General features: G+C 72.1%; 21 protein-coding genes. 13 read left to right on the top strand and 8 right to left on the bottom strand.

Annotated elements, in window-relative coordinates:
- Positions 1–11: 11 nt before the first annotated feature.
- Positions 12–821 carry a nuclease-related domain-containing protein gene (locus DEJ49_RS24980; RefSeq protein ID WP_150186198.1) on the bottom strand — a complete coding sequence of 270 codons (810 nt, stop codon included), beginning with the start codon at positions 819–821 and terminating at the stop codon, positions 12–14.
- Between the two features lie 264 nt (positions 822–1,085).
- On the opposite strand from DEJ49_RS24980, the gene DEJ49_RS24975 reads away from it, so the two are divergent.
- The 7 genes from DEJ49_RS24975 (at position 1,086) to DEJ49_RS24945 (ending at position 7,854) form a co-directional block, all read left to right on the top strand.
- Positions 1,086–1,652 carry a hypothetical protein gene (locus DEJ49_RS24975; RefSeq protein ID WP_150186197.1) on the top strand — a complete coding sequence of 189 codons (567 nt, stop codon included), beginning with the start codon at positions 1,086–1,088 and terminating at the stop codon, positions 1,650–1,652.
- A gap of 48 nt (positions 1,653–1,700) precedes the next feature.
- Positions 1,701–2,360 carry a class F sortase gene (locus DEJ49_RS24970; protein WP_223832983.1) on the top strand — a complete coding sequence of 220 codons (660 nt, stop codon included), beginning with the start codon at positions 1,701–1,703 and terminating at the stop codon, positions 2,358–2,360.
- Positions 2,361–2,426: 66 nt separating this feature from the next.
- On the top strand, positions 2,427–3,170 hold the full coding sequence (locus DEJ49_RS24965; protein ID WP_150186196.1) for a hypothetical protein: 744 nt from the start codon (positions 2,427–2,429) through the stop codon (positions 3,168–3,170).
- Positions 3,170–4,498, top strand: coding sequence for a sensor histidine kinase (locus DEJ49_RS24960; protein WP_150186195.1), 1,329 nt, complete (start codon positions 3,170–3,172; stop codon positions 4,496–4,498). Before DEJ49_RS24965 ends, DEJ49_RS24960 begins: the two co-directional genes overlap by 1 nt.
- Before the next feature lie 94 nt (positions 4,499–4,592).
- On the top strand, positions 4,593–4,952 hold the full coding sequence (locus DEJ49_RS24955; protein WP_150186194.1) for an SH3 domain-containing protein: 360 nt from the start codon (positions 4,593–4,595) through the stop codon (positions 4,950–4,952).
- A 75-nt stretch (positions 4,953–5,027) separates the two neighbouring features.
- Positions 5,028–6,392 (top strand): FtsW/RodA/SpoVE family cell cycle protein, encoded by a 1,365-nt coding sequence (locus DEJ49_RS24950; protein WP_150186193.1) that lies wholly within the window; start codon positions 5,028–5,030, stop codon positions 6,390–6,392.
- Between the two features lies 1 nt (position 6,393).
- Complete coding sequence (locus tag DEJ49_RS24945) at positions 6,394–7,854, top strand: peptidoglycan D,D-transpeptidase FtsI family protein (RefSeq protein WP_150186192.1); 1,461 nt, start codon at positions 6,394–6,396, stop codon at positions 7,852–7,854.
- Positions 7,855–7,869: 15 nt separating this feature from the next.
- Here the strand turns inward: DEJ49_RS24945 and DEJ49_RS24940 are convergent, their stop codons facing one another.
- The gene (locus DEJ49_RS24940) at positions 7,870–8,976 is read right to left on the bottom strand and encodes a ferritin-like domain-containing protein (protein WP_150186191.1); all 1,107 of its coding nucleotides are present in this window, start codon (positions 8,974–8,976) and stop codon (positions 7,870–7,872) included.
- A 125-nt stretch (positions 8,977–9,101) separates the two neighbouring features.
- Here DEJ49_RS24940 and DEJ49_RS24935 point away from each other — a divergent pair, with 125 nt between their 5' ends.
- From DEJ49_RS24935 to DEJ49_RS24920, 4 genes are all read left to right on the top strand, one after another.
- On the top strand, positions 9,102–10,040 hold the full coding sequence (locus DEJ49_RS24935; protein ID WP_150186190.1) for an AurF N-oxygenase family protein: 939 nt from the start codon (positions 9,102–9,104) through the stop codon (positions 10,038–10,040).
- A 47-nt stretch (positions 10,041–10,087) separates the two neighbouring features.
- Positions 10,088–10,816 carry a TetR/AcrR family transcriptional regulator gene (locus DEJ49_RS24930; protein WP_150186189.1) on the top strand — a complete coding sequence of 243 codons (729 nt, stop codon included), beginning with the start codon at positions 10,088–10,090 and terminating at the stop codon, positions 10,814–10,816.
- A 24-nt stretch (positions 10,817–10,840) separates the two neighbouring features.
- On the top strand, positions 10,841–11,113 hold the full coding sequence (locus DEJ49_RS24925; protein ID WP_150186188.1) for a hypothetical protein: 273 nt from the start codon (positions 10,841–10,843) through the stop codon (positions 11,111–11,113).
- Positions 11,114–11,477: 364 nt separating this feature from the next.
- Positions 11,478–12,629 (top strand): NlpC/P60 family protein, encoded by a 1,152-nt coding sequence (locus DEJ49_RS24920; protein WP_411757196.1) that lies wholly within the window; start codon positions 11,478–11,480, stop codon positions 12,627–12,629.
- Here the strand turns inward: DEJ49_RS24920 and DEJ49_RS24915 are convergent.
- Genes DEJ49_RS24915 through DEJ49_RS24895 form a run of 5 tightly spaced genes read right to left on the bottom strand, consistent with a single transcriptional unit; the run spans position 12,599 to position 18,250 of the window.
- A complete protein-coding gene (locus DEJ49_RS24915) occupies positions 12,599–13,837 on the bottom strand; it encodes a styrene monooxygenase/indole monooxygenase family protein (protein ID WP_150186187.1) in 1,239 nt (412 codons plus the stop codon). The genes DEJ49_RS24920 and DEJ49_RS24915 overlap by 31 nt on opposite strands.
- A 13-nt stretch (positions 13,838–13,850) precedes the next feature.
- Positions 13,851–14,474 (bottom strand): GTP-binding protein, encoded by a 624-nt coding sequence (locus tag DEJ49_RS24910; RefSeq protein ID WP_150186186.1) that lies wholly within the window; start codon positions 14,472–14,474, stop codon positions 13,851–13,853.
- Positions 14,455–14,889 (bottom strand): DUF742 domain-containing protein, encoded by a 435-nt coding sequence (locus DEJ49_RS24905; RefSeq protein WP_150186185.1) that lies wholly within the window; start codon positions 14,887–14,889, stop codon positions 14,455–14,457. The genes DEJ49_RS24910 and DEJ49_RS24905 overlap by 20 nt, the downstream gene beginning before the upstream one ends.
- Entirely contained in the window at positions 14,886–15,383 is a 498-nt protein-coding gene (locus DEJ49_RS24900; RefSeq protein WP_150186184.1) for a roadblock/LC7 domain-containing protein, read from the bottom strand. Before DEJ49_RS24900 ends, DEJ49_RS24905 begins: the two co-directional genes overlap by 4 nt.
- An 8-nt stretch (positions 15,384–15,391) precedes the next feature.
- Positions 15,392–18,250, bottom strand: a complete 2,859-nt coding sequence (locus tag DEJ49_RS24895) for a nitrate- and nitrite sensing domain-containing protein (protein WP_150186183.1) — start codon at positions 18,248–18,250, stop codon at positions 15,392–15,394.
- A gap of 356 nt (positions 18,251–18,606) precedes the next feature.
- On the opposite strand from DEJ49_RS24895, the gene DEJ49_RS24890 reads away from it, so the two are divergent.
- Positions 18,607–19,452 (top strand): protein phosphatase 2C domain-containing protein, encoded by an 846-nt coding sequence (locus DEJ49_RS24890; RefSeq protein ID WP_190329441.1) that lies wholly within the window; start codon positions 18,607–18,609, stop codon positions 19,450–19,452.
- Positions 19,453–19,515: 63 nt separating this feature from the next.
- Here DEJ49_RS24890 and DEJ49_RS24885 read toward each other — a convergent pair whose 3' ends face one another.
- On the bottom strand, positions 19,516–20,025 hold the full coding sequence (locus DEJ49_RS24885) for a MarR family winged helix-turn-helix transcriptional regulator (protein WP_150186182.1): 510 nt from the start codon (positions 20,023–20,025) through the stop codon (positions 19,516–19,518).
- Between the two features lie 257 nt (positions 20,026–20,282).
- Between DEJ49_RS24885 and DEJ49_RS24880 the strand changes: the two genes are divergently transcribed.
- A complete protein-coding gene (locus DEJ49_RS24880) occupies positions 20,283–21,116 on the top strand; it encodes a lysozyme (protein ID WP_150186181.1) in 834 nt (277 codons plus the stop codon).
- Positions 21,117–21,173: the final 57 nt, after the last annotated feature.

Here is a 21,173-nt window from a genome sequence, read left to right as displayed (position 1 = left end):
CAGCCCGACCGTCAGACCCGTTCCCACGTCCTACGGTCCCTGGCCAGCGCGTGCAGCGCCTCCACATCGGCCGGTTTCAGCACCCCGCCGAGGCGGGCCAGGCCCGGCAGGTCCGCCTCGCGCAGCACCCGGACATCGCGTGGCGGCGCCGCCACGTCCAGGTCGGCGGCGCCCGACCCGGCGAGGACGAGGACCGGGCGGACCTCCGCCGTCAGCGCGAAGGACGCCCGGCCCGCGTCCGAGCGGAGGGAGCGCAGGAGGGGGAACGGCTCGGCGCGGCCGACCGTCACCATCGGGTCGGCGATGCGCACCCGCTGCTTGCGGACGGCGAGGGTGGCCACGCAGAACAGGCCACCGGGGCCGATCAGCAGGTGGTGGATCCGGGCGTCGCCGGGCAGCGGCAAGGAGTGCAGGACCCGCCAGCCCGCGCCCTCCAGGGCGTCGAGCGCCTCGCCCACCGCCTGTTCGGCGGCGAGCGCGCGGTGCCGGGGGTCGGCGCGGAGCCTGCGGGCGGGCGCCGGGTCGCGGTCGAGGGAGATCCGCAGGGCCTCGCCGGGGCGGTTGGGGGCGAGGTCGTCGTCCGGGTGGAGGGCGAGCCTGGCCAGTTCGGCGGGGGTCGGCACGGGCGGCGGACCCACGGTGACCTGGCCGGTAAGGAAAGGCGCCAGGACGTCGAGGACGTCCTCCTCGCTCTCCTCGCTGAGCAGGTTGACGCGGGACGCCTCACGGTCGTACCAGGCCACGTTCCTGCCGTCCGCGAGGTACACGTACAAACGCTCCTGGCCGTGCCTCCAGGCCGGTACGACACGCAGTCCGGTCATGAGCCCTCACCCCCTCGACCATGGGAACAGCCCACACGCTCCCCGGCAAGAACCAGGTCGCGGCCGGGAGGAGCGGGGGCGTCTTTGCGCCGAGTGCGCCCGGTCCGGGTGTGAAGTCCCACCCACCCCGTAACGGCACTGCCCACGCAGTTATGGGCTGTTGTTACATATCCGCCGAATTGCCGCAATAGCGGACATCTAACTTCTTACGAGTCCCCCCGATCACGCCGGAGCGATCAGCCGACCGACCGTAAGGAACGTCCCGTGAGCCTCACTCGCCGCCCCACCCTCCTCCGTACCGCCGCCGTCTCCGCCCTCGTCGGCGGGTCGCTGCTCCTGCCGGCCGCCGGTGCCTTCGCGGACTCACCCGCTCCCACGCCCACGGCGACGGCGTTCAAGCCGCATGCGAAGGGCGAGGTCTACGAAGTCGTCCTCGGCAACGGCGCGAAGGCGAGGATCCAGAACCGCGGCGGTGCGTACGTGGCGACGATCTCCCTGAAGGGCAAGGAGATCGCCACCCTCTCCGCCACGCACCGGACGGTCACCCAGGGCGGTGTGGAGTACGAGCTGCACCCCTCGAACGGGCACATCGGCATCGCGTACCTCGACGGCAAGGACCGGACGGACGGCGGCAAGAACGACCAGAAGCAGCGGCCCGCCCCGCGCACCGGTGACACGGCCGGCGCCCCCAAGGGCGGGGTGAAGGCCGGTGCCGAGGGCGTGCGGGACGCCGGGAGCCCCGCGTTCCTCGTGGCCGGGGGCGGCATGGCGGCGGCCGGGGCGGCCGGTCTCGGGTTCGCGATGCTGCGCCGCGGCCGCTCGGACGGCTGACCCCGGCCGCACCGCCCCCAGCCCTCCCCTCCACCCCAGGAGTCCCCCATGACCCCCCGCACGCCCGACGCCCCCGAGGCGCCCGCCGTCCGCCCCCGGCGCACCGGCCGCATCGCCGCCGCCGGAGCCCTCACCGCCGCCCTCGGCATCGGCATGATCGCCTGCGGGCAGAGCGGCGGCGGCAACGGCGACCCGGCGCCCGACGTGAAGGTCCACAACGCCGCGACCGCGCGGGCCCACCAGACCGTCGCGCCGCTGAAGGCGTCGAAGCCGACCGGGCTGCGCATCCCCGCCGCGGGCGTCGACACCACGTCGATGCTCGACCTCGGCGTGGGCGCGGACCAGGAGCTGGAAGTGCCGCCCGTGGACAAGGCGGACGAGCCCGGCTGGTGGACCGGCGGGGTCACGCCCGGCGAGAAGGGGCCCGCCGTGATCGTCGCGCACTACGACACGGCGAACGGTCCGGCGCTGATGAAGAACGTCGCGAAGGTCGAGGTCGGCGACACTGTGGAGGTGCCCCGCGCGGACGGCAGCACGGCGACGTTCGAGGTGCGGGAGATCCAGCAGGTCGACAAGAGGGACTTCCCCACCAATAAGGTGTACGGGGCGACCGACCGACCCGAGTTGCGCCTGCTGACCTGCGGCGGGCCCATCGTGGGCGGTCACCGCTCGGACAACATCATTCTCTACGCCGACCTCGTGACGTAACAATGGTGACGTAACGACAGGCCTGGTGCCACGACAGGCCGCGCGTCCGCGGCAGGCAGGAGTGCAGTGCAACGCAGCCGGCTCGCGCCCGCCGCCTTCGCCGTCCTCGCCGTCCTGCTGGCCGGTGGCTGCGGCGACCCCGGCGGGCTGCGCGGCGCCGGCCCGACGCCGACCGCCGAGGGGCCCACGCACCTCTGGCCGGATCTTCCGTCACCTTCGGTGCCCGCCGAGGACTACGGCGCCATAGAAGCCGTCAAGGTCAAGGGCGTCGAGGTGCCGAAGGGCGACCTGCGCAAGGTGGACCCGGTCGACGTCGTGCGCGCGGACTTCACGGAGAACCCGGGGACGTACGAGCCCACCGACCGGGCGTACAAGGAAACCGTCGAACGGCTGAAGGACTGCGCCGAGGACGGCTCGGGCGAGCAGGGGCGGTGTCCGGTCCTCAAGGCGTACTACCGCGACCTGACCGGCGACGGCAGGGACGACCTGATCGTCGGCGTCTCCACGCCCGACGACAACCTCGACATCCGCGTCTACGCCGAGGAGAAGCGGCAGCTGACGCAGATCATGGAGATGAGCGATGCCGTGCTCGGCGTCGAGCTCGCCGGGCGTGATCTCATCATCCGCGCCATCTCCAGCCTCGCCGGGTACGAGTACCACACGGTGTGGTCCTGGGACTCGCACCAGAAGGCGATGCTGCCGACCAGCGACGAGATCGTCCGCTCCGCGAAGGGGCCGAGGAAGAAGGCGCCGAAGTCGTCGACCCCCCGGCCCTCCACGCAGCCCTCGCCCTCGGGGAGCGGCGGGTGATGAGCCGCCGTCAGCCGCGCGGGCCGCGGCTCCCCGCCTGGACGGCGACCCTCACCTGGAAGGCCGCCGTCTTCATCACCGTGATGTGCTGTGCGCTGGCCGCGCTGCTCGGCGCGCTCGTGCACGTCTCGGTGACCAACCAGACCGTGGGCCAGGCCCGTGACCGTGCCCTCTCCCGCCTCGACGAGGCCACCGAGCGGTACGAGGCGGGCGACCGGCTCGGCCCCGGCGCGGGCGTCGACCCGGTGGGCCTGCCCTCGCGGCTGCGGGACCTCGCGGTGAGCGGGCAGCGCGGCACGATGGTCGCCGCCCACGACGCGCGGCCGACGATGTGGGCGGCGGGGCCCGCCGACGGGGGCCGCGCCATCGCCGTCCAGGTCGACTACGCGCAGGGTGCCCGCACTATCGACGGGCTCGACCGGGCGATCCTCGGCTCGTCGGTCCTCGCGATCGGGGCGACGCTGCTGGTCGGCGCGTTCGCGGTGACGCGGGTGACGCGGCGGCTGCACCAGACCGCGCAGGTGGCCCGGCGGATCAGCGCGGGCGACCTGGACGCGCGCGTCAGGGACCCGCACGCGCGGCCGGACGACACGGGTTTCCCGCGCCACCAGGACGAGGTGGCCGCGGTCGCCGGGGCCCTGGACACGATGGCGTCCACGCTCCAGGGCAAGCTGCTGAGCGAGCAGCGGTTCACCGCGGACGTGGCGCACGAGCTGCGCACGCCGCTGACCGGGCTGCACGCGGCGGCGGAGCTGCTGCCGCCGGGGCGGCCGACCGAGCTGGTGCGGGACCGGGTCGCCGCGCTGCGCACGCTGACGGAGGATCTCCTCGAGATCTCGCGGCTCGACGCGAAGAGCGAGGCGGTGGACCTGGACGCCCATCAACTCGCTCCACTGGCGGAGCGCGTGGTGCGTTCTTCCGGGGAGGGCACCGAGCTCGTCGTCGTACGCGATGTCTGTGTGGACACCGACCGGCGGCGCCTGGAGCGGGTGCTCGGCAATCTCGTGGCCAACGCGCACAAGCACGGGCGGTCGCCGGTGGTCGTGACCGTGGACGGTCCCGTCGTCTCCGTGCGGGACCACGGCGACGGCTATCCGGAGTACCTCGTGGAGCACGGGCCGCAGCGCTTCAGGACCGAGGGCACCAGCAAGGGGACGAGCAAGGGGCACGGGCTCGGGCTGACCATCGCGCTGGGCCAGGCGGCGGTGCTCGGTGCGCGGCTGACCTTCTCGAACGCGGCGGACGGCGGGGCGGTGGCGACGCTGCGGCTGCCGTACGAGACGGCCGGGGACGGCGAGGAGACGGGCGCTCCGCACGACGGAGCGTGAGCTTGCGCGGGTGCGAGGTGCCGCTTTTAGTGTGAATTGCGGCTTGCGGGCATCCGCATCGGCCGCCCCGCTCCCCTTCCCCCGAGGAGGCCCCATGTCCCCGCGGACCACCACCGTCCGGCTCGGCATATTCGCCGCCGGCAGCGCCCTCGCGGCGCTCGCCGCCGCAGGACCGGCCGTCGCCCTGGACAGCGCAGGCGACACGAACAACCACCCGCCCGTCTACAAGGGCCGCGTCACCGCCAAGAGCGGACTGCTGCTCCACACCTCCCCGACCCGCGGCAGCAAGGTGATCCGCACGGTGCCGCGCGGCAAGGTCGTCACCATCTTCTGCAAGACCAGAGGCGACCGCGTCGTCAACAACAACATCTGGTACCTGCTCACCGACGGCACCTGGGCCTGGGGCGCCGCGCACTACATCGCCAACATCGGCAAGGTCCCGCGCTGGTGCTGACGGCAGCCCTCTTCGCCCGGCCGACATAATCGACATAAGCGGACTTCAGGGTGAATTGCTTGCTACGTTCCCGGCATGGCCGGAACCAGCGCGGGCACCGCACCCCCCGCGGTCCCGGCTGTCCGCGTCCCGCGCCGCCGCGGCACCGAACTCACCCTGCTCGTCGTCGCCGTCCTGCTCTCCGTGTACGGCTACTGCGCCGTCGGCCTCGCCAAGAACGACACCGTCCCGCCCGGCGCCGCCGGTTACGGCGCCGGGCTCGGCGTGCTCGCCCTCGTCGCGCACCTCGCCGTCCGGCTGCGCGCCCCCTACGCCGATCCGCTGCTGCTGCCCATCGCGGTCCTGCTCAACGGCCTGGGCCTGGTCCTCATCTACCGGCTCGACCTGGAGACCCCGCGCGACGAGGCGGCGCCCGCGCAGCTGATCTGGTCGACGGTCGGCGTGGGCCTGTTCATCGCCGTCGTCCTCTTCCTGCGCGACCACCGCGTGCTGCAGCGCTACGCCTATCTCTCCGTTGTCACCGCGCTGGTCCTGATGATCGTGCCGATCTTCTTCCCCGCCGTGAACGGCGCCCGCATCTGGATCAGGTTCGGCGGCTTCTCCATCCAGCCCGGCGAGTTCGCGAAGATCCTGCTCGCCGTCTTCTTCGCCAGCTACCTCGCGGCCAACCGCAACGCCCTCGCCTACACCGGCCGCACCCTGTGGCGGTTCCGGCGGCTCCAGCTGCCCACCGGGCGCGTCCTCGGCCCCATCGTGGCGATCTGGCTGCTCAGCGTCGGCGTCCTCGTCCTGGAGCGCGACCTCGGCACATCGCTCCTGTTCTTCGGGCTCTTCGTGATCCTGCTGTACGTCGCCACGGGCCGCATCGGCTGGATCGCGGTGGGCCTGCTCCTCGCCGCGCTCGGCGCGTTCGCCGTCGGCTCCCTGGAGCCGCACGTCCACAGCCGTGTGGAGGACTGGCTGCACCCCTTCGCCTCGATCGAAGCGGGCCGCGGCCCGAACCAACTCGCGCAGTCGCTCTTCGCGTTCGCGGCCGGCGGGATGCTCGGCACCGGGCTCGGGCTCGGGCACTCCATCCTCATCGGCTTCGCCGCGAAGTCCGACTTCATCCTGGCGACCGCGGGCGAGGAGCTCGGCCTCTCGGGGCTCTGTGCGATCTTCCTGCTCTACGCCCTGCTCGTGGAGCGCGGCTTCCGCGCCGGGCTCGCCCTGCGCGACGCCTTCGGGCGGCTGCTCGCGATCGGGCTCGCCTCGATCCTCGCGCTCCAGGTGTTCGTGATCGCGGGCGGCGTCATGGGGCTCATCCCGCTCACCGGCATGGCCATGCCGTTCCTCGCACAGGGCGGCTCGTCCGTCGTCACCAACTGGATCATCGTGGCGCTGCTGATCCGGGTCAGCGACTCGGCCCGCGGTCAGCCCGTCCCCGTGGAGGCGGCGTGACATGACCAGGTACATCCGGCACGCCGCCGCGTTCTGCGCGCTGCTGCTCATCGCCCTGCTCGTCAACGCCACCCGCGTCCAGGTCTTCCAGGCCGACGCCCTCGACGCCGACGAGGCCAATCGCCGCAACGCCATCGTCCGCTTCGAGCAGCCGCGCGGCGACATCCTCGTCGACGGGCGGCCCGTGACCGGCTCGCGCGACACCGGCGAGCAGCTCCGCTACGAACGGACCTACAAGAACGGGCCGTTGTACGCGCCCGTGACCGGCTACGCCTCACAGGTGTACGGCACGACGTTCCTGGAGCACGCCGAGGACGACATCCTCTCCGGCACCGACCCGATGCTCGCCCCGCTCCCCCTGTGGAACGACATCACGCGCGCCCAGAACCCCGGCGGCAAGGTCGAGACCACCATCAAGGCGGCGGTGCAGCAGGCGGCGTACGCGGGCCTGGGCGGCAAGCGGGGCGCGGTCGCCGCGCTCGAACCGTCGACCGGGAAGATCCTCGCGCTGGTCAGCACCCCTTCGTACGATCCCGAGCGGCTCTCGGGGACGGACCGGGCGGTGGCCGACACCTGGGCGGAGCTGAACGGCGGCGCGACCAAGCCGATGCTGAACCGGGCGATCCGGCAGACCTATCCGCCCGGCTCGACGTTCAAGGTGGTGACGGCCGCGGCGGCGCTCGACTCGGGAGAGGTGACGGACCCGGACGCGCCGACGAAGTCCCCGAACCCGTACACGCTGCCGGGCACGAGCACCCAGCTGACCAACGAGGTCGACGGCTGCACGAACGCCAGCCTGCGCTACGCCTTCCGGTGGTCCTGCAACACGGTCTTCGCGAAGCTCGGCGTGGACACGGGCCTCGCCCCGATGGTCGGCACGGCCCGGAACTTCGGCTTCAACGACAGCGGTCTGCGGATCCCGTCTTCCGTCGCGGCCAGCAACTTCGACACCTCCATGGACCGGGCGCAGCTCGGGCTCTCCGCGATCGGGCAGTACGACACGCGGGCGACGCCGCTGCAGATGGCGATGGTGTCGGCGGCGGTGGCCAACGGCGGCTCGGTGAAGGCGCCGCACCTGGTGGACCGTACGACGACGGAGGACGGGGACGTCGTCGACGCGACGGGCGCCAAGACGCTGCGGCAGGCGATGAATCCGGGCACGGCGGCGCAGCTGCGCGAGATGATGACGCAGGTCGTCGACGAGGGCACGGGCACGAACGCGGCGATCCCGGGTGTGACGGTCGGCGGCAAGACGGGCACTGCTCAGCACGGCATCGACAACTCCGGTACGCCGTACGCCTGGTTCATCTCCTGGGCGCAGGCGCCCGACGACCCGGAGCCGTCGGTGGCGGTCGCCGTCGTCGTGGAGGACGCGGCGGCGGACCGCGGGGACATCAGCGGGGGCGGCAGCGCGGCACCGATCGCGAAGGCGGTGATGGAGGCGGCGATCGGCGCGCACTGACTTTCCTGTGTGGTGTCAGCCCGCCTCGCCCGCCGCGATCGCGTCCCGCACCTCCGCCACCCGCTCGCGCTCCTCGGCCGCGAACCGCTCGGCGTCCAGCTTCTCGGCGATCTCCTCGTCCTGGGCCATGAGCAGGTCGAGGTTGGCGTCGCCCATCTCGAAGACGCCCATGTCGAGGTAGGCCTCCTGGAGGCGCTTGCCCCACAGGCCGATGTCCTTGACGCAGGGCACGATGCGGGAGAACAGCAACTGGCGGAAGATGGCGAGGAATTCGGACTGCTCGCTGTACTCCTGGGCCTGCGCTCTGGGGATGCCGAAGTTCTCCAGGACCTCGACGCCGCGCAGCCGGTCGCGCATCAGGTAGCAGCCCTCGATGACGAACTCCTCGCGCTCGCGGAGTTCGGCGTCGGTGAGCTGCTTGTAGTAGTCGCGCAGCGCCATCCTGCCGAAGGCCACGTGCCGGGCCTCGTCCTGCATCACGTACGCGAGGATCTGCTTGGGCAGCGGCTTGTCCGTGGTGTCGCGGATCATGCCGAACGCGGCGAGCGCGAGGCCCTCGATGAGGACCTGCATGCCGAGGTAGGGCATGTCCCAGCGGGAGTCGCGGAGCGTGTCGCCGAGCAGCGCCTGGAGGTTGTCGTTGATCGGGTAGAGCATGCCGATCTTGTCGTGCAGGAAGCGGCTGTAGATCTCGGCGTGCCGTGCCTCGTCCATGGTCTGGGTCGCGGAGTAGAACTTCGCGTCCAGGTCGGGGACCGACTCGACGATGCGGGCCGCGCACACCATCGCGCCCTGCTCGCCATGGAGGAACTGGCTGAACTGCCAGGAGGCGTAGTGCTTGCGCAGCTCACCCTTGTCGCGGTCGGTCATCTTCGCCCAGTGCGGTGTGCCATAGAGCGTCATCGACTCGTCGGGGGTGCCAAGGGGGTCGAGCGGGTCGACCTCCAGGTCCCATGCGATGCGCCTGGCGCCGTCCCACTGCTTGTCCTTGCCCTTCTGGTAGAGAGCGAGGAGTCGGTCGCGCCCTTCGTCGTACTCCCAGCTGAAGCGGGCCGAACTGGCGGACGGTACGCGCCAGTTGAGCCCGTCCGGTGGACTGGTGTAAAGCTCGTGCGTCGCCATGACGGCAGGCTCACACGCTACTGGACAAGCGGTCAACAAGTCGTGCGCAAGGGATTGACGGCCTTGCTGACAGGCAGTCTCATAAGAGTTGACCGCCGGTAACCCGCGACAAGTCAGGAACAGTCATGACGACCGTGACGGAAGACGCTTCGCTCGAGGGCCTGCGGGACGCGCTGGGACTGCTCAAGGACCGGGAGCAGGTGGCCCTGCGGCTCCTGGAGTCCTCCGCCAAGCACTCCTTCGACCCCGACAAGGAACTCGACTGGGACGCGCCGCTCGAAGAGGGCAAGTGGTTCTGGCCGCCGGAGCTCGTCTCCCTCTACGGCACGCCGATGTGGAAGCGGATGTCCGAGGAGCAGCGGTTCGACCTGGCCCGCCACGAGGCCGCTTCCCTCACCTCGCTCGGCATCTGGTTCGAGATCATCCTGATGCAGCTGCTCGTGCGGCACATCTACGACAAGTCGGTGACCAGCAACCACGTGCGGTACGCGCTCACCGAGATCGCCGACGAGTGCCGGCACTCCATGATGTTCGCCCGGGTGATCCAGAAGGGCGGCGCCCCGACGTACCCCGTCACGCGCCTCAACCACAACCTCGCGCGCGTCCTGAAGACGGTCTCCACGACCCCCGGTTCGTTCGCCTGCACGCTGCTCGGCGAGGAGATCCTCGACTGGATGCAGCGCCTCACGTTCCCCGACGAGCGCGTCCAGACACTGGTGCGCGGGGTGACCCGCATCCACGTCGTCGAGGAGGCCCGGCACGTCCGGTACGCGCGTGAGGAGCTGCGGCGCCAGATGGTGACCGCCCCCGCGTGGGAGCGCCAGCTGACCCGCCTCAGCTGCGGCGAGGCCGCCCGCGTCTTCTCCCTCGCCTTCGTGAACCCCAAGGTCTACACGAACGTGGGCCTCGACCGCAGGGAGGCCGTCGCGCAGGTGAAGGCGAGCGGGCACCGCAGGGAGGTCATGCAGACCGGTGCGAAGCGACTGACGGACTTCCTGGACGACATCGGTGTGATGCGGGGGGTCGGGCGACGGCTCTGGAGGTCTTCGGGATTGCTGGCCTGAGTTCCCCGCACCCCTGCGGGGGCGCACCCCGGGTTACGCTGCGAGGCATGACCTCGCCTGCCGCCACCACGCCCGCGTACCGCCGCCTGAGCGTCGAGGCACGGCGGCGGCAGCTCCTCGACTCCGCGCTCACGCTCTTCGCGCACCGCGCGCCCGAGGAGGTCAACCTCGACGACGTCGCCGAGGCGGCCGGTGTCTCGCGGCCCCTCGTGTACCGCTACTTCCCCGGCGGCAAGCAGCAGTTGTACGAGGCCGCGCTGCGGTCCGCCGCGGACGACCTGGAGCAGTGCTTCGCCGAGCCGCCGGAGGGCCCGCTCAGCCGGCGGCTCTCCCGCGCCCTCGACCGCTACCTCGCCTTCGTCGACCAGCACGACACGGGGTTCAGCGCGCTGCTGCAGGGCGGCAGCGTGGTCGAGACGTCGCGGACGTCCGCGATCGTGGACGGCGTGCGCAGGGCCGCCGCGGAGCACATCCTCAGCCACCTGGACGTGCCGGAGCCGGGGCCGCGGCTCCGGATGACCGTCCGCATGTGGATCACGGCGGTCGAGGCGGCGTCCCTGATCTGGCTCGACGAGGAGAAGCAGCCGCCGCTCGACGACTTGCGGGACATGCTCGTGGAGCAGTTCATGGCGGTGCTCGTGGCGACGGCGGGGCGGGATCCGCAGACCGCGGAGGTCGTCCGGTGGGCGCTGACCCTGGAGACGCCGGAGGGCCCCGTGGGCGCGCTCGCCCGCCGCGTCCTGCCGGTGGTCGCGGACGCGGCGCACCTGCTCTGACCTCGGCGGTGTGACACTGGAGCGGTGAAGAGCGAAGAGACTCCGTTCGTGGACGGCCCCCTGGACGGCCGGGTCCTCCCGGTCCTCCTCGGCCCGACCGGACACCCCCCGAAGGTCTACCGCGTCCCCGTCCCCGACGACGCGGGCGGCCCTCCGACGGTCCTCGTCTACCGCCGTGTCCCCGCGGCGGGCGGCAGCCGGGTCTCGCTGGGGGCGAGGTGGCAGTACGAGTACGACCCGGACGGCGCGAAGTCCACGGGCCTGAAGTGGCCGTGGTCCAAACCGGGCCCCCGCTGAGGATCCGCCCCTGCGGGCGAGCGCGGGCTGGCCACACCCCTGCGGCTGTGTGGGGGCTTGTCGCGCAGTTCCCCGCGCCCCTAAACCCGTACCTTCGCCCCGCCCCCCGGAAAGCGACCCCGTGACCAGTCACGCGCCACCCCTGGGGCGCCCCGCAGGGGCGCTTCAGGGGCGCGGGGAACTGCGCGACCAGCCCCCACCCGCCCGCAGGCGAACGACCGTGGGACGCAACCCGCCACGCCGACGCCCCCTGCAAGGGTGACCAGGGTTGGGCCGACCGCCCCCGTCGGGAGGCGGACCAGGCAGGCGGGCCGGATGCTCGCCCTGCGCGCAGGAGAGCCCTCCGCGCACCGGAGGTGATGACGTGTCAGGCACACTGCTGCGGTGGGTCTGCACCGGGGCCGCCCTCGGCGCCCTGTGCACAACCGCACCCAACGCCCACGCGGCCCCAGGGCCGGAAGAACGGTCCGTCGGACAGCTCCTGACGGATCTTCAGCGGCTGTACCGATCCGCGGAGGAGACCGCCGAGACGTACAACGCCACCGCGGAGAAGCTGAAGGAGCAGCGGGCCCGAGCCGCCGACCTCGACCGGAAGCTGGCGAAGGCGCGCGCCTCCGTGCGCGACAGCCGGAGCGACGCAGGACGGTTCGTGCGCCAGCAGTACCAGGGCACGAGCAACCTCTCCCCGTACATGCGTCTGCTGCTCGCCCGCGACCCCCAGCGCGCCCTCGACCAGGGCCACGTGCTGCAGCGGGCAGCCGCGGGCCGCGCCGCCACCGTGCGGCGGCTGACCGGCGGGGAGAAGGAGGCAGGTGATCTCGCGGGGGCCGCGAAGCGGGCCCTCACCGCGCAGACCGCCCTGGCCGCCCGGCAGAAGAAGCAGCGGGACCGCGTCGACGGGCAGCTGCGGGACGTGGAGGAGCTGCTGTCCTCGCTGAGCGTCGAGCAGCTGGCCGCGCTGCGGCGGGCCGAGGAGGCCCACACGGCCGAGGCGCAGGAGAAGTTCATGGCGTCCCGCGCCCTCGGCGGCAGCCCGGCGCGCCGGGCTCCGTCACGGCAGGGCGACACGGCCGTCGACTACGCCGTACGGCAGATCGGCCGGCCCTACAAGTGGGGCGCCGAGGGACCGAAGGCGTTCGACTGCTCGGGGCTGACCCAGCGCGCCTGGGCGCACGCGGGCCGCAAGATCCCGCGGACCAGCCAGGAGCAGTGGAAGGAGCTGCGCCGTATCCCCCTGTCCAAGCTCCGCCCGGGTGACCTGGTCGTCTACTTCCCGAAGGCCACACACGTGGCGCTGTACCTGGGCGACGGCAAGGTCGTCCAGGCACCGCGTCCCGGCGCCCGCGTCAAGGTCTCCCCCATCGCGGCGAACCCGGTCCTCGGAGCCGTGCGGCCCGACCCCGGGGGCCGGGCCATGCGCGGCTACACGCCGCCGAAGCTGCCCGCGGGCGCCGGCTCGGGCAGCGACCTCGGGTACGGCAGGAGTCAGGCGCCGGGCGCGACGGACTCCAGGTAGGCGGCCGTCTTCTCCGGGTCGAAGAAGAAGTTCTCGAGGTCCGCCGGGTCGTCGAAGCCATTGACGAACCGGTCGGCGACCGGCTGGAGCTGACCGGCCGCGCCGAGGAGGTTCAGGACGTGCTCCGGCGGGGGGCCCAGCATCGCGTTCGTCCACTTGGTGACGTGCTGCGCCGTCTGCCAGTAGCGGTCGAAGGCCGACTGCATCCACTCCGCGTCGAAGGGCTTGTCGCCGTGCTCGACGATGGAGGAGATGTATGACGCGGCGCACTTGGACGCCGAGTTGGAGCCCTGGCCGGTGATCGGGTCGTTGGCGACGACGACGTCGGCGACCCCGAGGACGAGCCCGCCGCTGGGCAGGTGCCCGATCGGCTTGCGCACGGTAGGGGCGTACCGCCCGGCCAGCGTGCCGCCCGCGTCGGTCAGCTCGACCTTCGTGGCGCGCGCGTACTCCCAGGGCAGGAACTTCTCCAGGAGTTCGAGGGTGAGCGCCAGGTGCTCGCTGGGGTCCTTGATGCCCTGGAAGACGTCGAGCGGGCCGCCGGGGATGCCCTCCCAGAAGAGGATGTCCGCGCGTCCTGACGTGGTGAGCGTCGGCATGACGAAGAGCTCGCCCACGCCGGGCACCATGTTGCAGCGGACCGCGTCGAACTCGGGGTGCTCCGGGCGCGGGCCGAGGCCGTGCACGTACGCCACCGCGAGCGCGCGCTGCGGGGTGTCGAACGGCGAGCGGGACGCGTCGCGCTCGAACATGGACACCAGCTCGCCCTTGCCGGCGGAGACGAGCACCAGGTCGTAGGTGCGCGAGAAGTAGTCGAGGTCGCCGACGGCCGCGCCGTGGATGACCAGCTGGCCGCCGCGCTGCGCGAACGTGTCCATCCAGCCGGCCATCTTCACGCGCTGGTCGACGGATTGCGCGTACCCGTCGAGCTTGCCGACCCAGTCGATGACCCGCGAGCCGTCGGGCCCCGCGACGGAGATGCCGACGCCCTCGATCTTCGGGGCCTGCGACTCCCAGAAGTTCGCCTGGATGTCGCGCTCGTGCTGGAGCGCCGTGTGGAACATGCACTGCGTGGACATGACCCGGCCGGACCGGATCTCGTCCGCGGTGCGGTTGGACATCAGGGTGACCTCGTACCCCTGCGCCTGGAGCCCGAGAGCGATCTGGAGCCCGGACTGCCCGGCTCCGACGACAAGTATCTTCCGCATGAGGGTCCTTCTCTTACTCAGGGGTTACGTCGAGCGCGTGGCCGACCAGGGCGAGGAGCGACTCGACGACCGAGATCCGCTGCCTGGCGTCCATGATCAGCACCGGTATGTGCGGCGGCACCGTCAGGGCCTCGCGCACGTCCGCCACCTCGAACTTCTCGCTGCCGTCGAAGTGGTTGACGGCGACGACGTACGGCAGGCCGCAGCTCTCGAAGTAGTCGAGCGCCGGGAAGCAGTCGGACAGGCGGCGGGTGTCGGCGAGCACGACGGCGCCGATCGCGCCGCGCACCAGGTCGTCCCACATGAACCAGAACCGCTGCTGGCCCGGCGTACCGAAGAGGTAGAGCACCAGGTCGTCGTCGAGCGTGATGCGGCCGAAGTCCATGGCGACCGTCGTGGTCGTCTTCTCGGGGGTCCCGGTCAGATCGTCGGTGTCGGCGCTCGCCTGCGTCATCAGCGCCTCCGTCTGGAGGGGCGTGATCTCGGAGACGGCGGTCACCAGCGTCGTCTTGCCGACACCGAAACCGCCCGCCACCACTATCTTCGTGGCGATCGGGGCGCGTGACCTGTCCGTCTGCCAGGCCTGCAACTGACCCTCGTTCTCGTTCTCGAGGAGTTCAGAGACGGCGGAGTCCACTCAGCACCCTTTCCAGCAGTGCGCGGTCGGGCTGTCCCGGGCCGTGGCCCGTTCCGTACACGCGGATCTTTCCCTGGTCGGCGAGGTCGCTGAGCAGGACGCGGACGACACCGAGCGGCATCTTGAGGAGCGCGGCGATCTCCGCCACCGTGCGCATGCGACGGCAGATCTCGACGATCGCCCGCATCTCCGGCATGACCTTCGACAGCGTGCCCTTGGGCAGTTCCAGGCGCTCGTCGGGCGCCTCGATCGCGGCGTTGCTCGCCACGAACGTCTCGACGAGCAGGACGTGACCGAACCTGGTCCTGCCGCCGGTCAGCGAGTAGGGGCGGACGCGGGCGGGTTTTCGGTCGCCGCCGCGCTGCGGCAGCTTCGGCGTCTTGTTGCGGCCGGTGCTGCGGCTGCTGCTGCTCATCGGGCACTCTCCATCGACTGGCGCAGTTCGCTGCGGAGTTCGGGGGTGAGCACGTGCCCGGCGCGGCCGACGAAGAGGGCCATATGGTACGCGACGACGCTCATGTCGCAGTCCGGGGTGGCGTGCACGCCGAGCAACGAGCCGTCGCTGATCACCGTGACGAAGAGGCTGCCCTCTTCCATCGCGACGACGGTCTGCTTGACCCCGCCGCCGTCCATGAGCTTCGCGGCACCGATGGTGAGGGAGCCGAGCCCGGACACGATGGTCGCGAGGTCGGCGCTCGACCCCTTGGGTCCCGTGGGCTTCTCCGCGGGCTGCTCGGCGTTCCGCCCGGGGTCGGAGGAGAGCAGGAGCAGCCCGTCGGACGAGACGACCGCGACGGAGAGGAGCCCGGGCACCTCCTCCACCAGGTTCGTCAGAAGCCAGTGCAGGTTGCGTGCTTCCCTGCTCAGGCCGTACGTGGCGGGTTCGGCGGAAGAACTGGGCGTGCGCATGGGCGCAGTCAACTGCTTGCCTCCTCGACTGGGTCCCCCATTACGTCTGCGGCTCGTTCGTTCTTTTCGTCACCCGAGTCGTCACCTGAGCCATCACCCGCGATCTCGGCCTCCACGTCCCGTCGGCCGCTGATCGCGCCCTGGTGGAAGTTGCCGAGGCGGCGCCGGAGCGATTCGGCGTCCACGGAGCCGGTGCGCGGCGTGGGCGCGGCGGCTGCCGGGGCGGTGATCTTCGGGGTGCGCTTGGGCAGGCCCTTGTCGGTGACGCGCTCCCACTTGGGGGGCGCGGGCCGGGTGGAGTCGGGCTCGGGCTGCGGCGCCGATTCCTGCTCCGTCTCCGGCTGCGGCTGCGGCTGCGGCTCCGGGGCGAGCTCCTCTGCGGTCTCCTCCGGTACCGGGGGGACCGCCAGCTCCATGGTCGTCTCCGGCGACGGGGACGGCCCGGTGTCCGGGTCCGGGCCCGGCTCGGGGGTCGGGTCGGTGTCCGGCTCGGGGCCGGCGTCTGGGCCCGGGCCGGGGCCCGGTTCCGGCGACGGCGAAGGCCGCTCCGTCTCCAGGGTCCGCTCCGCCGCCGCGATCAGCGGGTCCTCGCCGGGCGCGCCGGCCAGCCGCCCCGGAAGCACGTTGGAGTTGGCCTCCGCCTCCGACCCCGGCAGATGGGTCAGCGGCTCGCCCGCGCGCGGCGGCGTGACCACCGGGGCCTGCGAGGGCGCGTCCGCGAGGATGCCCTCGGGCAGCACCACGACCGCCGCGACCCCGCCCTGCTTCTGGTCCCGCAGCCGCACCCGCGCCCCGTGCCGGGCGGCGAGCCGCGCGACGACGTACAGGCCGAGCCCGAGGCCGTCCCCGCTCTCCTGGTCGTACGCGTCGTCGGGGTCGAAGTCGGCGAGGCGGGCGTTGAGCTCCCGCATGCGGTCCTGCGTGACGCCGATGCCCTCGTCCTGGACGGAGAGCATGACCTCGCCGTTCTCCAGGAGCCAGCCGGAGACCTCGACGGAGGAGTCCGGCGGCGAGAACGAGGTCGCGTTCTCCAGGAGTTCGGCGGTGAGATGGCTGATGTCGTCCGCCGCGAAGCCCGCCACGTGCGTGTGCGGCGGCAGCGTGGCGATGCGGACGCGTTCGTACCGCTCGATCTCGGAGACGGCGGCGCGCACCACGTCGACGAGCGGGACGGCGCCGGGGTGCTGGTGGCCGTGTTCCGCGCCGGCGAGGACGAGAAGGTTCTCGCTGTGGCGCCGCATGACGGTGGCGAGGTGGTCGAGCTTGAAGAGCGTGGCGAGGCGGTCCGGGTCCTGCTCGCGGTCCTCCAGGTGCTCGATGACGGCGAGCTGGCGCTCGACCAGGCCGAGCGTGCGCAGGGCGAGGTTGACGAAGGTGCCGTGGATGGACTGGCGCACCCGCTCCAGGTGCGCGGAGGCCTCGGCGAGCTCCTCGCGCAGCGCGGCACGCTCGTCGGCCATGGACTGCCGCTGCCCGATGAGGTGCTTGCGGTCCGATTCGAGGGTGGCGAGGCGCTCGGTGAGGGCGGCCGCGTGGCCGTGCAGGGCGTTGACGGAGCGTACGACCTGGGCGAACTCGTCGTCGCGGCCGGTGAAGCGGATCGGCTCCTGGGGCGCGGGGTCGGTGGCGAGGCGGGCCGAGCCGAGGCGCAGGACGGCGAGCGGGCGGGTCAGCGAGCGGGCCGCGCCCATGGCGACGCCGACGGCGACGAGCAGGCAGACGCCGACGAGGGCGATCCGGATCTCCAGTGCCGTGACGTCGTCGTCGCGCAGCTGGGCCAGGTGCTTGGTCCGCTCGACGGCGAGCGCGGACTCGGCGCCGCGCATCGTCTCGATGCGGGCGGAGAGCGCGGCGTCGACCTTCTTCCGGTCGTAGCGCCGCTCGGCCGCGGAGAGCTTCGGCTGGTCGGTGAGGCGCTCCAGGTACTTCTCGGCGGCGCCGACCTCGGAGCCGGTGACGGTCGACTCGTACGTGGCGCGGGCCGGGTCGCTCGCCGCGTCACGGAAGTCGGCGAGTGCGGCCAGCTCGCGGACGCGGGCCTGCTGGGCGGCGGAGCTGAGCTCGTCGCGCCGCTTGGCGTCGGTGGGCGACTCCTCGGTGACGGTGGTCGGCAGGCCGGTGACCGGGTCGACGGTGGAGGTGCCGGTGGGGCGGGGCAGGGCGAGGGCGGCGAGGAGGAGGCCGCGGGCGGCGGCGGCCTGTTCGACGGCGTGGTCGAGGTCGGAGAGGGCGAGGGCGCCCTGGTTGGCCTCGGGGGGCAGCTTCTCGGCCAGGTCGCGGGTGAGGCCGTGCAGTTCGGCGATGACCTTCGTGTACGCCTCGTGGGCTTCGAGAGCGGTGCTCTTGCCGGTGAGCGCCGCTCTGCGCACGGCGGCGATGTCGGCGAGGTCGCCGCGCAGTCCGGCGGGCGCGTCGGCGCCGCGGAGCTCGTCGATCTGCCGGTCCACGCGGGCGCTGCGGCTCTGGGAGAGCCCCTTGTCCTGCGGCCGCCCGGCGGCGATGAAGGTGGTGACCTCGTCCCGCTCGTCGGCGAGCGAGTGGCCGAGGGAGACCGCCTGCTGGGTCTGTTCGGCGAGGGTGACCAGGTTCTGCGTGTCGTTCAGGTCGGCGGACGCCGCGAGGACGGCGGGTGCGCCCGCGCCCGCGATGGCGGCGGCCACGACCGCGACGGCGACGATCAGCCGATTGCGTACGCGTGCGGTGGGCGCCTTGTTGACCGGCGGCGGCGCGGCGTCGGGCGCGGAGGCGTCCGCGGCCGTGCGCTCCGGCACATGCTCGGTTGGAGTCGTCGCGCCCGGCGTGGCCCCTTCCGGGGCCGTCTGCTTGCCTTTGCGCCGAGGCCGCATCTTCTGCACCGGTGCTCGCATTCCTGTTTTCGTCTGCCCTTGACCCGGGTGACGACCTGTCAACACGGGCGCTCCCCCGGTACGGCACCTGACCTTTCCAGTGCCGGTTGGTGGCGGTCGTGCATCGCCAGCCTGGCCACCCGAAGGAGTGAACATCGGCGGGGAGTTGGCGGGCAAGTCCCGGCTCGGCCGTCGGAGGGCCTCCGCGGAGCGCCGGTTGGACGTCTCCGACCGGCTTTGGCAGGATGCGCCGCCACACCCCTGCCGGAGGTGATCATTCCGGCCGAATTCCGGCGCCCGCGCCGCCCGTACGCGACTCCCCTGGGGCGCATCGCGGCTTCTGGTGGCCCTGTGAAGGGGTCGTGCAGACTGGCCGGATGCGTATCGAACTCGCCACCGAGCCCGGTGACCCCGCACGTCCCAACGAGGACTACGCGTCGGTCGCGCTTCCCGCGTCCGGACAGGGCGGATCGCTCGTCCTGCTCGACGGCGTGACCCCGCCGGAGGGGTCGGTGGGCTGTCCGCATTCCGTCCCTTGGTTCACTGCGCGACTGGGCGGCGCGCTGGGGGAACTGTCCGTTTCACGCCGGGATATGACGCTCACTGAGGTCCTGGCGGCCGGCATCACGCGTACCGCCGAGGCACATGGTTCAACCTGTGACCTTTCTCACCCACGCACCCCACAGGCAACCGTGGTGCTCGTGCGCTGGGACGACGAGCGCGTCGAGCACCTCGTCCTGTCCGACTCGGCGCTCCTCATAGCGGGCCACGACGGGGAGGTGACGGCCGTCCTCGACCGGCGCCTCGCCGAACTGCCGCCCGCCGTGCAGGCCCTGCGCGACCAGGTGCGCGCCCTGCCCCGCGGCTCCGCGGAGCGGGACGTGGCGGCCCGCGCCTACGGAACGGCGGTCGAGGCACTGCGCAACGCCGAGGACGGCTTCTTCACGGCCGCGTCCGACCCGTCGGCCGCCGGGCGCGCGGTCACCGGTGAGCTGCCGCGTGCGGACGTCACGGCGGTGGCGGCGCTCACCGACGGGGCCGGGCGGTGGGTCGAGACGTTCCGCGAGGGCGACTGGACGGACTGCTTCGCGCTGCTGCGCAAGCAGGGGCCGCGGCATCTGGTGGACCGGGTGCGGGAATTGGAGCGCGCGGACCCGGACCGCCTGGCCTTTCCGCGCGGCAAGCGCCACGACGACGCGGCGGTCGTCTACGCGGAGTGGTGACGTACGCGAGCGGGGTACGTGCTCGGCTCTCCGCGCCCGCGTTCACTTCTCGGCGGCCGCGGGTCAGTTCTCCGCGCTCGCGTTCAGGCGGCCGAGCAGTCGGGCGAGTTCGGCGACCTCGGCGCGGTCCCAGCTCGCGAGCCGCCGTACGTACCGGGCGCGGCGGGCGGCGCGCACCGTGCGGAAGCGGGTGCGGCCCTCGGGCGTGAGCCGGATGAGCCAGGCGCGGCCGTCGGCCGGGTCGGGCTCGCGCGCGACCAGACCGAGCTCTTCGAGGGCGCGCAGCTGGCGGCTCATCGTGGCCTTGCCGACGCCGATGAAGGCGGCGAGGTCGGTGGCCCGCTGCGGACCCGAGTCGTCCAGGCAGACGAGCAGCCCGTACGCGGCGGGCTCAAGGTCGGGGTGGACCTGCCGGGCCATCTCGCCCGAGGAGGCCCGCGCGCGGCGCAGCAGGAGCGACAACTCCCGCTCCAAGGAGAGGAACTCGCGGTCCTCTCCCCGTGCCTCCTGCGTCTCCTGTCCGCCGTCGTCGTCCTGCGCGCCGGGCGTCACGCCCTCTTCTGCAGCACCCATGTCCCGCTTTCCCGATTCTGAAAGTTATCGCCGGAAGGCCCTCGCGCCGCGGCCGTGGCGGCAGCGGTCTGACCAGTATTTCGCAAGGTCCGGGCGGTGCCGCTCCCGTGCCACCGCCACTGGAGTGGACCAACGGCAGAACTCTGGACCTCTTCCCTAGCAGCGGTCTACGTGCGTAGCGTTTCTTCTGACATGTTCACACCACTACATGTCGGCAGGTCCCCACCGAGCACCACTGAGGCCTTCGGAGGCACGCCATGCCCGTGCACAGACCCGGACCGGCCCGCCGCTCGCGCTTGTCGCCGGCGGGGGTTCTCCTCGCAGCACTGTCCGCACTCTCCCTCCTCCTGACGCTCCCCACGGCGGCCAGGGCCGATGACGTCCCCGAGCGCGGCACCGCCCGCCTCGGCCAGGGCGTCATCGAACACGACGGCCAGGGCGGCCGCCCCTCCGGCGGTGACGCGACCCAGACCGAGGGCGTCGACGTCAGCAGCCACCAGGGCAACGTCGCCTGGTCGACGCTCTGGAACAGCGGAGTGAAGTGGGCCTACACCAAGGCCACCGAGGGCACGTACTACAAGAACCCCTACTTCGCCCAGCAGTACAACGGCTCGTACAACGTCGGCATGATCCGCGGCGCGTACCACTTCGCGACGCCGGACACCGCGAGCGGTGCCGCACAGGCGAACTACTTCGTGGACAACGGCGGCGGCTGGTCGCGCGACGGCAGGACGCTGCCGGGCGCACTGGACATCGAGTGGAACCCGTACGGGGCGGCCTGCTTCGGCAAGACGCAGTCCGGGATGGTCAGCTGGATCCGTGACTTCCTGAACACCTACAAGGCCCGCACCGGACGCGACGCCGTCATCTACACCGCGACCAGCTGGTGGAAGCAGTGCACCGGCAACTACAGCGGCTTCGGCGCGAGCAACCCGCTCTGGATCGCCCGCTACAACACGAGCCCGGGCGAACTCCCGGCCGGCTGGGGCTTCCAGACGATGTGGCAGTACACCTCGTCGGGCCCGACGGTCGGTGACCACAACAAGTTCAACGGCGCCCTCGACCGGGTGGTGGCGCTCGCCAACGGCTGAGCGCGCACGGAAGGCGGCCACCCCCGATGCGGGGGTGGCCGCCTTCCCCTGCCCGGG

Source organism: Streptomyces venezuelae (assembly GCF_008642335.1).
GTDB lineage: Bacteria > Actinomycetota > Actinomycetes > Streptomycetales > Streptomycetaceae > Streptomyces > Streptomyces venezuelae_F.
The sequence above is the reverse complement of the archived record's forward strand: the minus strand, read 5'-3'. Positions and strand labels throughout refer to the sequence as shown.